This window comes from Buchnera aphidicola (Phyllaphis fagi), from assembly GCF_964058955.1.
GTDB lineage: Bacteria > Pseudomonadota > Gammaproteobacteria > Enterobacterales > Enterobacteriaceae > Buchnera_L > Buchnera_L aphidicola_AI.
Map to the genome: position 1 here is coordinate 244,874 of NZ_OZ060370.1, position 14,636 is coordinate 259,509.

Annotated in this window: 13 protein-coding genes and 3 tRNA genes; 6 read left to right on the forward strand and 10 right to left on the reverse strand. The window is 22.3% G+C overall.

The annotated features are described in order from the left end of the window. Positions 1-56: 56 nt before the first annotated feature. The gene (locus AB4W56_RS01055; RefSeq protein ID WP_367675643.1) at positions 57-1,640 is read left to right on the forward strand and encodes a TerC family protein; all 1,584 of its coding nucleotides are present in this window, start codon (positions 57-59) and stop codon (positions 1,638-1,640) included. Between the two features lie 124 nt (positions 1,641-1,764). Continuing rightward, positions 1,765-2,481: a tRNA (adenosine(37)-N6)-threonylcarbamoyltransferase complex dimerization subunit type 1 TsaB gene (gene tsaB / locus AB4W56_RS01060; RefSeq protein WP_367675644.1), complete on the forward strand. Its 717-nt coding sequence runs from the start codon at positions 1,765-1,767 to the stop codon at positions 2,479-2,481. Positions 2,482-2,511: 30 nt separating this feature from the next. Here the strand turns inward: tsaB and leuD are convergent, their stop codons facing one another. The 7 genes from leuD to minC form a co-directional block, all read right to left on the reverse strand. Then, positions 2,512-3,114, reverse strand: a complete 603-nt coding sequence (gene leuD, locus AB4W56_RS01065; protein WP_367675645.1) for a 3-isopropylmalate dehydratase small subunit — start codon at positions 3,112-3,114, stop codon at positions 2,512-2,514. A gap of 32 nt (positions 3,115-3,146) precedes the next feature. Beyond that, a complete protein-coding gene (leuC, locus tag AB4W56_RS01070; protein WP_367675646.1) occupies positions 3,147-4,547 on the reverse strand; it encodes a 3-isopropylmalate dehydratase large subunit in 1,401 nt (466 codons plus the stop codon). 1 nt (position 4,548) lies between these two features. Beyond that, positions 4,549-5,643 carry a 3-isopropylmalate dehydrogenase gene (gene leuB, locus AB4W56_RS01075; RefSeq protein WP_367675647.1) on the reverse strand — a complete coding sequence of 365 codons (1,095 nt, stop codon included), beginning with the start codon at positions 5,641-5,643 and terminating at the stop codon, positions 4,549-4,551. 132 nt (positions 5,644-5,775) lie between these two features. After that, positions 5,776-7,323, reverse strand: a complete 1,548-nt coding sequence (gene leuA / locus AB4W56_RS01080) for a 2-isopropylmalate synthase (RefSeq protein WP_367675648.1) — start codon at positions 7,321-7,323, stop codon at positions 5,776-5,778. Between the two features lie 121 nt (positions 7,324-7,444). After that, the gene (gene minE, locus AB4W56_RS01085) at positions 7,445-7,696 is read right to left on the reverse strand and encodes a cell division topological specificity factor MinE (protein ID WP_367675649.1); all 252 of its coding nucleotides are present in this window, start codon (positions 7,694-7,696) and stop codon (positions 7,445-7,447) included. A gap of 3 nt (positions 7,697-7,699) precedes the next feature. Further along, positions 7,700-8,512 (reverse strand): septum site-determining protein MinD, encoded by an 813-nt coding sequence (gene minD / locus AB4W56_RS01090; RefSeq protein WP_367675650.1) that lies wholly within the window; start codon positions 8,510-8,512, stop codon positions 7,700-7,702. A 31-nt stretch (positions 8,513-8,543) separates the two neighbouring features. Continuing rightward, positions 8,544-9,242: a septum site-determining protein MinC gene (gene minC / locus AB4W56_RS01095; RefSeq protein ID WP_367675651.1), complete on the reverse strand. Its 699-nt coding sequence runs from the start codon at positions 9,240-9,242 to the stop codon at positions 8,544-8,546. Positions 9,243-9,396: 154 nt separating this feature from the next. Between minC and rsmC the strand changes: the two genes are divergently transcribed. After that, a complete protein-coding gene (rsmC, locus tag AB4W56_RS01100) occupies positions 9,397-10,404 on the forward strand; it encodes a 16S rRNA (guanine(1207)-N(2))-methyltransferase RsmC (protein ID WP_367675652.1) in 1,008 nt (335 codons plus the stop codon). Between the two features lie 32 nt (positions 10,405-10,436). Here the strand turns inward: rsmC and AB4W56_RS01105 are convergent. Then, positions 10,437-10,520 (reverse strand) — tRNA-Leu (locus AB4W56_RS01105). A gap of 12 nt (positions 10,521-10,532) precedes the next feature. Further along, positions 10,533-10,603: transfer RNA gene (locus AB4W56_RS01110), tRNA-Cys, on the reverse strand. Positions 10,604-10,803: 200 nt separating this feature from the next. Here AB4W56_RS01110 and AB4W56_RS01115 point away from each other — a divergent pair. Beyond that, positions 10,804-10,890: transfer RNA gene (locus AB4W56_RS01115), tRNA-Ser, on the forward strand. Between the two features lie 164 nt (positions 10,891-11,054). On the opposite strand, the gene murJ is transcribed toward AB4W56_RS01115, so the two are convergent. Further along, entirely contained in the window at positions 11,055-12,596 is a 1,542-nt protein-coding gene (gene murJ, locus AB4W56_RS01120) for a murein biosynthesis integral membrane protein MurJ (RefSeq protein ID WP_367675653.1), read from the reverse strand. 451 nt (positions 12,597-13,047) lie between these two features. Between murJ and AB4W56_RS01125 the strand changes: the two genes are divergently transcribed. Continuing rightward, positions 13,048-13,737, forward strand: a complete 690-nt coding sequence (locus AB4W56_RS01125) for a flagellar basal body L-ring protein FlgH (protein WP_367675654.1) — start codon at positions 13,048-13,050, stop codon at positions 13,735-13,737. Positions 13,738-13,849: 112 nt separating this feature from the next. Then, positions 13,850-14,629: a flagellar basal body P-ring protein FlgI gene (locus AB4W56_RS01130; protein WP_367675655.1), complete on the forward strand. Its 780-nt coding sequence runs from the start codon at positions 13,850-13,852 to the stop codon at positions 14,627-14,629. Positions 14,630-14,636: the final 7 nt, after the last annotated feature.

The following is a 14,636-nucleotide window of genomic DNA, read 5'->3' on the forward strand; positions in this document are numbered from 1 at the left end:
TATAAAAAATCATTTTAATTAATTTAATCAATTTATTATTTTATTTGGAGTTTTTAATGGGATTTTTTTTAAATCCATCAATTTGGGCTGGATTATTAACTCTTGTTGTATTAGAAATAATACTAGGAATTGATAATTTAATATTTGTTGCAATTTTATCAAAGAAATTGCAACCTCAAAAAAGAGATAAAGCGCGATTTATAGGATTAATATTATCATTAATTATGAGATTAATTCTATTATCAGTGATGTCCTGGATGACTACTTTAACGACACCTATATTTAATAATAAATATTTTAATTTATCTGCAAAAGACTTAATATTATTATCTGGTGGATTTTTTTTATTATTTAAAGGAACTATTGAGTTACATGAAAGATTAGAGGGTCATCCAAATAATCATACAAAAAATAAAAATTATGCAAAATTTTGGATTATAGTATTTCAAATTGTTGTTTTAGATGCTATTTTTTCATTAGATGCAGTAATTACAGCTATAGGTATGGTAAATAATTTATTCATCATGATGTTAGCAGTAACTATTGCTATGAGTTTAATGTTATGTGCATCAAAACCATTAACTAAATTTATTCATGTACATCAAACAATTGTAGTATTATGTTTAAGTTTTTTATTAATGATTGGTTTAAGTTTAGTATCAGAATCATTAGGATTATATATTCCAAAGGGATATATATATGTCTCGATCGGATTTTCTATTTTAATTGAGACATTTAATCAAATTGCATTATACAATTTTATTAAAAATGAATCACGTAGACCTTTACGACAAAGAGCGGCAGAAATAATATCACAATTAATGATTAAAAAAAAAAACAATGAATATAATAATTTGTCTCATCAAATAAATATAACTAAACAATCTTCTTTTCATTCAACTTCTTCGAACTTAAAATCTGATATAGATAATCATTTTAAAGATGAAGAAAGATACATGATAAATGGAGTGTTAACTTTAGGTGTAAGATCAATTCGTAGTATAATGACTCCAAGAAGTGAAATTTCATGGATAAATATAGATAATAATATAGATCAAATTAAAATAAAATTATTAGATACACCACACAGTTTATTTCCAGTATGTAGAGGTGAATTAGATGAAATTATAGGTATCGTACGAGCAAAAGAATTATTAGTAATATTAAATGAACAACGAGAAAATATTAGTATTTTTGCTTCTAAAACACCTCCTATTATTATACCAGAAACCTTAGATTCAATTAATTTACTTCAAATATTAAAAAAATCTAAAGGTAGTTGTGTTATTGTAACTAATGAATTTGGAGTAATACAAGGATTAATTACTCCTTTAGATATATTAGAAGCTATTGCTGGAGAATTTCCTGATGCAGATGAAACACCAGAGGTAATTACTGAAAGTAATAGTTGGTTAGTAAAAGGAAGTACTGATTTACATTCCTTAGGACAATTATTAAAAATAGAAGAATTTTTATATGAGAAAAAAAAATATGCTTCTTTAGCTGGATTCATTATTTCTCAAAATGGAAAACTTCCTAAAATGGGAGAAATTATTACAATTCCACCACTAAATTTTACTATTATTTCAGCAACAGAATATAAAATTAATTTAATTCGCATTAAAAAAGAAAATGTATAAAAATATTTCAAATTATGTATTCCATATTGATAAAATAAATACATGTAATATTTTTAACATTGTATAAATATTAATATAAGTATACTACTATAATGATTTTATTAATAGGTTGTAAATAAAATACATGTGTAAAAATATATTATCTATTGATACATCTTTTAATCAATGTTCGATTGCAATTCTTCATAATCAAAAAATTGATAATGAAACCACAATATGTTATGAAAAACATGAAAAAATTATTTTACCAATGTTAAAAAAAATTTTAATCAGAAATAAAATGAAAATCAATGATTTTGAAGTTATTTCATTTTCAAATGGACCAGGAAATTTTACTGGTATTAGAATAGCAGCAAGTGTTGCTCAAGGTTTATCTATTCCTTATAATATTCCATTAATAGGAATATCTACCTTTTCAATATTAGCACAACAAGCTTGGAGAAAAAAAAACATTAAACAATCTATTATATGTATAATTTCTGGCAATAAAACAATATATTATGCAAAATATAAAAAAAATCATCTTAATATTTGGTTAAGAAAAGAAATAAAATTATTATCAAATATAAACAATATGTATAAAAAAATAAAAATTTTAAGTAAAAATTGGTATTTTATTGGATGTGGTTCAATATTTTTAAAAATTAAAAAGAATTTTTTTTTAAAATCAAAAAATATTATGCAACCACATGCTCAAGATTTAATACCATTAACAATAATTGAATTTAAAAAAAGAAATTTTTTATCATATAATAATATGAATTTAAATTATTTTTATAATCCTATATATTTTATTATTCATAAACTACATATGTTTTATAATATATTATATGTAGTTTAATATTTATGTTCAATACTAACAAATTAAATTTTATTTTAAAAAATTAGGAATATTTTTTTCATATTTTAAAATATATTTTTCATATTGCATAGTTAAATCAATATTATCTAAACCATTTAATAAACATAGACGATGAAAATCGTTAATTTTAAATTGATATATTTTTTGATATAAAATAAACTGATTATTTTTTAAATTTACAGTAGCTTTTATACCTGGATTTTGATAAATAATATTAAATATGTCATTAATATCATTTTCAGGTAATTTAATTAAAAGAAGATGATTATTAAAACTATTATTATAAAAGATATCTCCAAAACTTGGAGCAATAATAGATTTAAATCCATAATCTAATAAAGCCCATACAGCATGTTCTCGAGAAGATCCGCAACCAAAATTATGACGAGTAACTAAAATACTAGATTTTTTATAATATGGTTGATTTAAAATAAATTTATCATTTAGTTTTTTATTATCTCCATTTATAAACTTCCAATTATAGAATAAGTTATTTTTAAAACCTGTTCTACTTACTTTTTGTAAAAATTGTTTAGGTATAATCGCATCAGTATCAACATTAGAAATATCCATAGGTGCTATAATTCCAGTGTGATAAATAAATTTTTTCAATATTTATTTCCTTATATTTAATATCATAATTATTATAATAATTCTCTTACATCTATAAATCGACCAAAAATCGCTGCAGCAGCTGCCATAGCTGGACTAACTAAATGAGTTCTACTTCCTACACCTTGTCTATTTTCAAAATTTCTATTACTTGTTGATGCACATCTATCACCAGGATTTAATTGATCATCATTCATACCTAAACACATAGAACATCCAGGTAATCTCCATTCAAATCCGGATTGAATAAATATTTTATCTAATCCTTCTTTTTCAGCTTGTTTTTTCACAACTTGAGAACCTGGTACAACAATAGCATGAACATTTTTATGAACAATTTTATTTTTTACAACTTGTGCAGCAATTCTTAAATCTTCTATTCTAGAATTTGTACATGATCCAATAAAAACTTTATTAATATTAATATCAGTTAAAAATACTCCTGATTTTAACCCCATATATAATAATGATTTTTGAGCAGATTTTTTTTCATTAATATTAATAAAATAATCAAGTGATGGTATAGGTTGATCTATAGAAACTACTTGACTGGGATTAGTTCCCCATGTTACTTGAGGGGCAAGATTATCAATATTCACAGAAATTGATTTATTATATATTGCATCATTATCAGATTGCAATTGACTCCAATATTTTATAGCAGTATCCCAATTTTGAGCCTTTGGTGAAAAAGGTTTATTTTTTAAATAATTAAAAGTTACTTGATCAGGTGCAATAATACCAGATTTTGCTCCCATTTCTATTGCCATATTACATAATGTCATTCGACTTTCCATACTGAAAGATGATATCACTTCTCCCATAAATTCTATAACACATCCTGTTCCACCAGAAACACCTATTTTATTAATAATATGTAATATTATGTCTTTTGCGCTAATTCCAGTTTTAATAGTACCATTAATTGAAATTTTCATACTTTTAAAACGTTTTTGCTTAATTGTTTGTGTTGCAAGTACATGTTCTACTTCTGATGTACCGATTCCAAATGCTAAAGCACCAAAAGCTCCATGAGTAGAAGTATGAGAATCACCACAAACAATTATCATTCCAGGTAAAGTCATACCTTGTTCTGGACCAATTATATGAACAATGCCTTGTTTCATATGATGTATATCATATAATGAAATATTAAATTCACGACAATTAGAAACCAGTGTTTTCATTTGAATTTTTGCCATATCATTTAAATCACTAAAATTTTTTGTCTTAGTAGAAACATTATGATCCATAGTAGCAAAAGTTTTTTTTGGACATCTTACATCTCTATGATTTATACGTAATGCATGAAATGCTTGAGGAGAAGTAACTTCATGAATTAAATGTAAATCAACATATAAAATAGATATGTCGTTATTATCTTGATATACTATATGATTATCATATAATTTTTCATATAATGTTTTTCCCATTTTATACCTCTTTACTTATTAGTTGAGAAATTATATCTCCCATTTGATCAGTACTAATATAATCTTTACTATTATCAGCAATATCAAAGGTTCTATATCCTTGATTTAATACAGTCTGAATGCATGAATAAATTAACTTTGATAATTCATTTAATTTCATACTATAACGTAATAATAAAGCAATTGATAAAATTTGAGCAATAGGATTAGCTAGATTTTTATTTTGAATATCTGGAGCTGATCCACCAGCAGGTTCATATAAACCAAAATTATTTATATTTAAACTTGCTGATGCTAACATACCAATAGAACCAGTAATAGCAGCACATTCATCAGATATAATATCACCAAACAAATTAGAACATAAAATCACATCAAATATTTTTGGATTTTTAATAATTTGCATAACAGCATTATCAATATATAAATGAGATACGTGAACATCAGGATATTCTATTGATATTTTATCTACTGTTTCTCTCCATAATTTTGAGCTTTTTAAAACATTAGCTTTATCAATAGAAGTGACTTTTTTATTTCTTTGTCGCGCTATATTAAAAGCAAATCGTGCAATTCTTTCAATTTCAAATTTATAGTATAATTCAGTATCAAATGCAAATTCCCTACATTCTAGATCTAATTTTCTATCAGAATTTCCAAAATAAATTCCACCTGTTAACTCTCGTACACATAATATATCAAATCCTAAATTGACTATTTTAGAACGTAATGGTGATAATTTTATTAATTCAGGATATAATATAGATGGACGAATATTAGCAAATAAGTTAAAATACTTACGTAAAGGAAGTAATCCACCTTTTTCAGGTTGTTGATTATCAGGTAATTTTTGCCATTTGGGACCACCTACTGAACCTAATAAAATAGCATCTGATTGTTTACATCCTAATAATGTTTTTTTTGGCAATGGAGTACCATATTTATCTATTGCAATGCCTCCAATGTCATATTCTTTAGTAATAATATTTAAAAAACATTTATTTTTTAAAATATTTAAAATTTTATATCCTTGTTTCATAACTTCAGGACCTATTCCATCTCCTGGAAGTACCGCTATACGAAAAAATTTTTTCATTTTTAATTATTCTTAAATTATATATATATTTAATAGTCTTATTTATAAACATTTTTAATATTTATAGTTAATCGAAGTATTGTTTGAAAATTTAAATATTTACATTCTTATATTATTTTTAATATTAAAATTCTATAATATATTTTTTTGTAATTTTAACATGACCTGATTTGCTCTCCATATATTATTAAATACATTCACCATGGCTTTCACTGAAGATTCAATAATATCAGTCGCTAATCCTACTCCATGAAATTTTCGATGTTGATATTCTACTAAAATGTCTACTTGACCTAAAGCATCTTTACCTTTACCTTTAGCAAATAATTGAAATTTTTGTAATATAATAGAATAACCTGAAATTTTATTTAAAGATTGATATACAGAATCAATAGGCCCATTACTAGTGGTTGCTGATTTTGTAATAATTAATTTTCCACATATTAATGTTACTGAAGATGTAGCTAATCCAGTAGAACTAGATTGAACATTAAAATATTCTAATCGAAAATGTTCAGGATCTTCTTGTTTATTGTTTATAAATGCTAATGCTTCTAAATCATAATCAAATACTTGTCCTTTTTTATCTGCTAATTTTAAAAAAGAAACATACAGTTCATTAATATCATATTCACTATCTTTATATCCCATCATTTGCATACGATGTTTTACTGCAGCACGACCAGATCGTGAAGTTAGATTTAATGCAACTTCTTTTAAACCTATTGTTTTAGGTGATATAATTTCATAGTTTTTTCTATTTTTTAATACACCATCCTGATGTATACCAGAAGAATGTGCAAAAGCATTACTACCAACAATAGCTTTATTAGATGGTATGGGAATATTACATAATTGACTAATAATTTTACTAGTTCTATAAATTTCTTTATTTTCAATAGTAGTATGAACATTTAATAAATCTTTTCTAGCTTTAATAGCCATAATAATTTCTTCTAAAGCAGCATTACCAGCTCGTTCTCCTATTCCATTTATTGTTCCTTCTACTTGACGAGCACCAGCAGATATTGCAGAAATAGAATTGGCTACAGCCATACCTAAATCATCATGACAATGAACAGAAATAATAGATTGATCAATATTTGGAACTTTTTGATATAATGATGAAATAATATTACTAAATTGATTGGGAGTAGTATATCCTACTGTATCAGGAATATTTATTGTTGTTGCTCCAGAAGATATTGCTTTTTCAACAATACGACATAAGTTATCTATTGATGTTCTTCCTGCATCTTCACAAGAAAATTCAATATTATTTGTATAACGTTTAGCCCGTTTAATTGAATGTACTGCCATAGATATAATTTCATCAAAACTTTTACGTAATTTAGATTGAATATGTAAATTGGATGTACCTAAAAAAATATGAATTCTAAAATTATCTAATACTGACATTGCTTCAGCTGCTACATCAATATCTTTATCAACACATCTTGCTAAACTACATATTTGACTACTTTTAATATGATTAGATATTGTTCGGACGGATTCAAAATCTCCAGGAGATGAAATAGGAAATCCAACTTCAATTACATCAATTTTCATTCGTTCTAATGCCATTGCAATTTGTAATTTTTCTTTTACACTCAAACTAGCTTGTAATGCTTGTTCGCCATCTCTTAATGATGTATCAAAAATAATAACTTTTTCAGTCATTTTTATTTCCTGTATAAAATATTTATAAAATATAAAATAATATTACTAAATTAAAATGAATAACATTACCAATTATAATATCATGAGATTTAAAACCATAATAAATTATATAATTAATATTTTATTCAGGTAGAATAATATTCAATTCTAATATTGATACATTAGATTTTTTTTGATCTAATTGTATAGTTATCATAGTAGGATCAATTTTAATATATTTACAAATTACAGAAAACAGTTCTTTTTGTAAATCTAAAATATATTTTGGATGTATCATATTTCTTTTTTTTTTCGATATAATAATTTGTAATCTTTTTTTAGCTATATCTGCTGTATTTGTATTACGAGATGTAAAAAAATCTAATAATGTCATATATTATCTCCAAAATAATCTTTGAAAAAAATTTTTCTTTTTTTCTTCAAGAAATCTAAAGGAACATTTTTTTCCTAATAATCGATTTACTGTATCATAATAAGCCTGACCTGCTTGTGAAGTACTATCTAATATAATTGATTCACCTTTATTAGATGCTTTTAATACAGCAGAATCTTCTGGAATTACTCCTATTAACGGAACACGTAAAACATCTAAAACATCTTGCATACTTAACATATCTCCTTGTTTTACACGATTAGGATTATATCTAGTTAATAATAAATATTCTTTTATAGGTAATTCATTATTTTCTGATCTTTTAGATTGAGATGATAAAATACCTAAAATTCTATCAGAATCTCTTACAGAAGATACTTCTGGATTTGTAGTAATAATAGCTTCATCAGCAAAATACAAAGCTAAAAGTGCACCTTTTTCAATTCCAGCAGGAGAATCACAAATAATAAACTCAAAATTCATATCTAATAGTTTTTGAAAAATTTTTTTAATTCCTGATTTAGTTAAAGAATCTTTATTACGTGTTTGAGAGGCAGGTAAAATAAATAAATTTTCTGTATATTTATCTTTAATCATAGCTTGATAAATTGTAGAATCACCTTGAATAACATTAATTAAATCATATACTACTCGTCTTTCACAACCCATAATTAAATCTAAATTGCGTAATCCAATATCAAAATCAATGACTATTGTTTTTTTGCCTTTTTGAGCAAAACCAGTTGCAATAGCTGCACTAGAAGTAGTTTTTCCAACACCCCCTTTACCTGAAGTAACTACAATAATTCGAGACATATATTTATCCTTATATAAATATTAATTGTATTCATTTTAATGGATAAATCGATAGAATATTATTTTTTAAAAAAATATAAACTCCTTGTCCTAATAATTCAGAAGATATTTGATCCATTAATAAATATTCTCCTGAAATTGATACCAATTCAGCAAAAAATTTAGTACAAAAAATTTGTCTAGTTATATCTCCATTTACCCCAGCTAATACTCGACCCTTCATAATTCCATAAATGTGAATATTTCCATCAGCTATTAATTCTGCCCCTCTATTAACATGATTATTAATAATTAAATCAGATTGATGTGCATAAATTTTTTGACCTGATCTAATAGGAGTATTAATTATTTTAGTTTTAAATATTTTATTATTTAAAAAATGATCATGTTTTTTAACTTCTATATTTTTATAAAATTTGTTATTTTCAGATATAATAGGTAGTCCTGATTTTACAATTTCTTGTTTAAGAATTTGATTTATATAACCAGTAATAGCAATAATATCTAAACCAGTTGATATAATCATTTGCTTCATATCTTTCCAGTTTATTAAACATGATAAATAAGATAAATTTAATATAATAGAAGAATTTTTAAAAAATTTTGGATATTCTTTGATTTTCTTTAATATCGATATTTTGACAATATTTAATTGATAACTTTTTAAATATAATACTGGAATTGTAAAAATACCACCCTTAAATTCAATAGGATCTGCTTGTAATATCATATTATTAAATTTTTATAATTAATTATTTAAATATTATACAAAAAGTTGCATATTATAATTTTTATTAATATATTTTTATAATAAAAAAAATTAAAATATATTAAAATAAAATACAAAATATTTTAATATTATATGGAGTAATTTTATATTACATTTGAATAATAACGAAATCAAAATACTTAAATTATATTACAAAAAATTTATAAATAAAAAAATAATTTTTTCTGGAAATATTCAAGATAATATATATTTATATTTACAAATACAAAATGTAATACTACATATAAAACAATATTTTATTACAATCTTTAGTAAAATATTTTTTCATAATAATATTTATTATGGTATTATTCCTGATAAAAATTTTTGTATAAACTGTAATGTATTAATATACTTTTGGATAAAAAATAAATTAGAATCAAAATTTCAATTACATTATTTAATTTCTATTCTTCCATTATGTAGTCAAATCTTTATAATAGGAAAAAATAATATTGGAATTAATAGTATTAATAATATATTTAAAAGTTTTATACAAATAAATAAAATAGATTATAAAAAAAAATGTTCTTTATATTATGGAAAAATCATTAGAAAAACTAATTTTATATTTCAAAAATACTGCAAAACATATACGTGGAATGATATAATTTTATATACATTACCTGGTATATTTGGATATCACGGTTTAGATCAAGGAAGTTTATTATTAATTTCAACATTTAATAAAAATATTAAAGGAAAAATATTAGATATTGGATCAGGATCTGGAATTTTATCTGTAGCATTAAATAAAATTGCTCAAAAAACTCAAGTAACACTTGTTGATAATAGCAGTGAAGCCTTACTGTGTAGTAAAAATACACTGAGATATAACAATATTCAAGGTCAAGTATTTTTTAGTGATATATATTCTCACATAAATAATAAATTTGATTTAATTATATCTAATCCACCTACACATTTTGGAAAAAAGAATAATTTTAAAAAAATAAATAATATTATTCAAAATTCAATAAAATATTTAAATAAAAATGGAAAGTTAAGAATTGTAATACATTCAAATATATCATGTCAAAAAATATTAAATGATACTTTCCATAATTATCAAATATTAAAAAAAATAAATCATTTTACAGTATATCAATCCATATTAAAATAAAAATATTTTAACAATAAAATTAATTTTATTTATACCCGGAGCGGGAATCGAACCCGCAAAGCTGTTAAGCCGAGGGATTTTAAGTCCCTTGTGTTTACCTATTTCACCACCCGGGCATATTTTTTATCAGGCGCGTTCTGGAATCGAACCAGATTATGCGGATTTGCAATCCGCTACATAACCAATCTGTCAACGCGCCTAGTATTTAATATGTATAATTATTTAAATTATATACTAAGTGATATTATTTCTAATATCTTACTATTGTATTAAAAATTAAAACTAAATGCAATATAATTTTATTAAAATATCAAATATTTTTATAAAATCTTTACATTATATAAAAATTAGATTATTATAAATTGAAATATAATTATTGATATAATAATTATATTATATGGAGGAATGGCTGAGTGGTTTAAGGCAGCGGTCTTGAAAACCGCCGATGATTAATTTCATCCGAGAGTTCGAATCCCTCTTCCTCCGATAAAATATACCGTTTACATCTCACAACTAATTAATAAAATACAATTTTTACAATTTACATATACATATTATTCATATAACTATAAAATACTTACTTATAAAATTGTAATGAAAAATTTAAATATAAAATATCAATTATTATCAATATATAAATTATTAAATATCTAATTTGATATTTCAAAACTAAACTGATTCCAACGCAATCCTAAAACTAATAATGTTATTACATATACAATAACAGAAAACAAAAATACTGAAAATAATCGCAATAATTTATATATAACTATTCCAGTGTCCCAGGGTGGCATGATATTTAAAATAAATAATAATGAAATAGATGAAATAAAAGAAGCTACTATTACTCTTATAAATAATAATAACCAACCGGATTGAGGTATAAAAATTTTATTACGATATAAATACCAATATAATAAAATTACGTTTAACCAAGCTGAAAAACTAATTGATAAAGATAATCCTAATTGTCCTAATGATGTTAAAAATAACATAGTATTTATAATTTGAGTAACAGAAATAGTAATCATAGAAATTATCATAGGTGTTTTTGTATCTTGTCTAGAATAAAAACCAGGAGATAAAACTTTTACTAAAATAAATGCTATTAATCCTATAGAATATCCTAATAAAGATTGTTCAGTCATTAATGTATCGAATTTTGTAAATTTTCCATATTGAAATAAAACAGTAATTATAGGACGTGATAAAATAAATATTATTACAGAACTAGGTAATCCAATAATTAAAGTAACGCGCAACCCCCAATCTAATAATCGAGAAAATTGTTTCTTATCACACGAAGCAATACTTTTTGTTAAAAAAGATAATAAAATTGTTCCTAATGATACTCCTATAATACCTACTGGAAACTCTACTAATCTATCAGCATAGTACATCCAAGAAACTGAACCAGAAATAAATAAGGATGCTAAGATACCATTAATAAATAGTGAAATATGATTAGCTGATACACCAATAATTCCCATACCTACTTTACTAATTAAATTAGAAATTTTAAGTATTTTAAAATTAATTTTTGGTGGAACTAACATATTTATTCTATTTAAAAACAAATACTGATAAACAAATTGTAAAATTCCTCCAACAATAACTGACCATCCTAAAGATAATATTGGAATACTAAAATATTTATTTAAAAATATAGAAAATAAAATCATACTAATATTTAACAAAAAAGGTGAAAAAACAGGTACTAAAAAATAACCCCAAATATTTAATACAGCTGTAGTTAACGAAGATAACGAAACAAAAAAAACATAAGGAAATGTAATCTTTAATAATTTTACAGCTAATGCAAATTCTTTTGGTTGTTTTAAAAAACCAGGAGCTGTTAAAAATATAATATAAGAAGCTAAACATATTCCGATTAAAGTTAAACAAAATAATACTAAAATCATAAATCCTAAAACACATGAAAAAAAATATCTTGTTGAATTATGTTTACCTTTTTGTTTGTATTCTACAAGCATAGGAATTATAACTTGTAAAAATGCACCATCTGCACAAATGCGTCTTAATAGATTAGGAATTTTAAAAGCAATAAAAAATGCATCAGTTGCTATTGATACACCAAAAATATAAGCAACAATAAAATCTCGAATAAAACTTAACATGCGAGATAAACAAGTGATAATACTAATATTAATTAAAGATTTTAAAAGATTCATAGTTTTAATAATATTTAAATTAATGTTAAAATTGAAAAATTAAAAATTATATAAATAAATGTACTAAATATTTTATAATTTTTAGTTTTGTAAGTTATTTTATTAAGTAATATATATAATAATATTTTATTAAAACATTAAATCATACAAGTTTTAATAAATATCATAATTTTTATATATATTATTATACTAACTTGTGAATAATATATATTTTAATCAATTTGTAAAATTTTTATTTATATTTTTAAAATATATATCAAATTAACTTTGTATTTATATTATATGCATACATAAAACTAATTTAATAATTTAATGTAAAATAAAAAAAATATTTTTATAAATTTTAAAGTATAAAATAACTAATATATATAAAAGAAATTTTTGTATCAGATAAATAAGAATATAATATTCTCATTATATTTTCTATTTAATAATTTAAGGTAAAATTTCTGTGATTAAATTATTTATATTTATATATAAGTATTATTATTTAATAACTATTATATTTTTTATAATACATGGATATTCTTATACACATAAAATACAAACAAATAAAATAATCAAAAAAACAATAATTACTTTACAATTAAATCATATTAAATATTCTATAAAAAATAAAATACATAATCAAAAAAAACTATTTACAATTTATAAACCTAACAAAATTGGTGATACTATAATAGTTATAATTAAAGAACATATTATTGCTAAAAATAATTCTTTTACTAATATATTGCAAAATAATCACAATAATTTTAAAATACAAGAGTTTCCAAATAATATATGTAATTTAAATTTCTTTAAAAAATTTATATATAATATTAAAAGACAATATTCTCATAATACAAATAATCAATTTAATAAAAATATGTTACATGGAATGATTACTGTACAAATAAATAATATTTTATCTAATGGAAATTTTCAAATATCTGGAGAAAAAAAGATATCTGTTAATCAAAATTTAGAAGTTATTAAATGCTCAGGAATTATTAATCCTAATGATATTGATAAAAATAACACAGTTTTATCAACGAAAATACTAAACTTAAATACTAAATATTATCACTTAAAAAATATGGAATTAATACAAAAAAAAAATTGGTTTCAAAAATTATTATTATTTTTCTTATCATTATAAATATATTAATTTTTATAATATTTTATTTTTTATATTACGATATTAATACAAAAAAAATATTAAATACTTTCATATATAATTTATAATTTAAAAACTTGTAAAAGGTTAATATATGTTATTTTTAAAAATGTTTTTTATTATTTTGTGTATTGGAACTAATTCTATGATACATACAGAAAAAATAAAAAACTTAATAAATATAAAAGAAGTAAATAATATTCAATTAATAGGATATGGATTAGTAATAGGACTGAATGATACTAAAAACAAAATATCAAAATTTCCACTAACAACACAAAAACTGTATAATATGTTGTCAGACTTAAATATTAATGATAAAAAATTTAAAAATTTTCAATTTAAAAATATAACATCTGTTATCGTAACAGGTAATTTACCATATTTTTCTCATATAGGAGATAAAATTGATGTCATTATATCATCTATAGAAAATTTAAAAAATTTAAAAAATGGTATTTTATTAATGACACCACTTCAAGGTATAGATAAAAAAATATATGCTATTGCGCAAGGTCGTGTGATTGAATCATGTAAAAATAATTTTAATATTATTACTAAAAGATATAAAAAAAAATATATACTACAACCCAATCAAATGCATTCCGGCGCTATTATTCAAAAACAATATCATTTAAAAACACATATAAATAATATTATTCATCTACAATTACGCATAAAAAATATTAAAATTGCAAAAAAAATTAGTAATATAATAAATTCTTATTATTCAGGTATAGCTAAAACTATAAACAATAAAACTATAAAAATCAATTTTAATAAAAATAATAATTTAAATAATCAAATATTATACAATATTCAAAATATGAAAATAAAAATTAAAAATATTTCTAATATTTTAAAAGATCAATAATATCAAA

Bases quoted from the DNA above. Each gene is read 5' to 3' on its own strand.
- leuC (WP_367675646.1), bottom strand. From the start codon at position 4,547: ATGGGAAAAACATTATATGAAAAATTATATGATAATCATATAGTATAT.
- minC (WP_367675651.1), bottom strand. From the start codon at position 9,242: ATGATATTACAAGCAGATCCTATTGAATTTAAGGGTGGTATTTTTACA.
- minE (WP_367675649.1), bottom strand. From the start codon at position 7,696: ATGACATTATTAGATTTTTTTACATCTCGTAATACAAATACAGCAGAT.
- murJ (WP_367675653.1), bottom strand. From the start codon at position 12,596: ATGAATCTTTTAAAATCTTTAATTAATATTAGTATTATCACTTGTTTA.
- minD (WP_367675650.1), bottom strand. From the start codon at position 8,512: ATGTCTCGAATTATTGTAGTTACTTCAGGTAAAGGGGGTGTTGGAAAA.
- AB4W56_RS01130 (WP_367675655.1), top strand. From the start codon at position 13,850: ATGTTATTTTTAAAAATGTTTTTTATTATTTTGTGTATTGGAACTAAT.
- leuA (WP_367675648.1), bottom strand. From the start codon at position 7,323: ATGACTGAAAAAGTTATTATTTTTGATACATCATTAAGAGATGGCGAA.
- leuB (WP_367675647.1), bottom strand. From the start codon at position 5,643: ATGAAAAAATTTTTTCGTATAGCGGTACTTCCAGGAGATGGAATAGGT.
- tsaB (WP_367675644.1), top strand. From the start codon at position 1,765: ATGTGTAAAAATATATTATCTATTGATACATCTTTTAATCAATGTTCG.
- AB4W56_RS01055 (WP_367675643.1), top strand. From the start codon at position 57: ATGGGATTTTTTTTAAATCCATCAATTTGGGCTGGATTATTAACTCTT.